Annotated in this window: 1 pseudogene; it reads left to right on the top strand. The window is 34.4% G+C overall.

The annotated features are described in order from the left end of the window. Positions 1–232: 232 nt before the first annotated feature. Positions 233–684: pseudogene (locus tag GMD1S_RS08595) on the top strand (hypothetical protein); the annotation flags it as partial.

Genomic DNA, 684 nt, shown 5'->3' on the forward strand with positions numbered 1-684 from the left:
GGGTTCTGTTTAACGTCTGTGTCTCCTGCTTATAAATAAAAACTAAAATTTATATTTTTGTGGTATAATATATATTAACAAGTACTTGTTTTCGTTCCGTTTTAGAGGACTATAGGCTGTTAATCATTTTAGAATTTTTTGCATAGATTTTCTAAAAATTATAAAAATCCATGGATAATAACGGATGAAGTCTCGTAAGCTTGGCTGAATAGAAATCAAAAAGGAGAAAATTATGAATAAGAAAGAATGGGTAAAACAATTTGAGGAGGTCAATGGCCGCAAGCCGACTGCATCAGAATTAGCAGAGGCGCAGTCAACTAAAAAGTTTGCGAGAGGAACTAGAAACATTAAAATCTATATTGGGTTAGTCCTCGGTATTTTGGTTGCTATAATCCTAGTAAGTGTTTTCTCGCATTCTTTGATTGGAAAGAAAGAGTCAAATCAAGCATCGTCTGCTGTTTCAACTACAGAGTCAACAAGTCAATCGTCTACAAGCCAAGGAAAAACAGATGAGGCTGATAAGGATAAACAAGAGGAAATTCAGAAACTCAAGGATCAACTGACTGCTTTAGATACCAAAATTACTGAAGCAGAAGCACTTGTTAGCAAGTTAAAGAAAGAAACTACCGTTCCAAAACTAGATATTGAAGCAATCAAGAACAATGATTTGTCTAGTTTAGAAGG

Origin of the sequence: Streptococcus sp. GMD1S, from assembly GCF_000296875.1 — a bacterium.
GTDB lineage: Bacteria > Bacillota > Bacilli > Lactobacillales > Streptococcaceae > Streptococcus.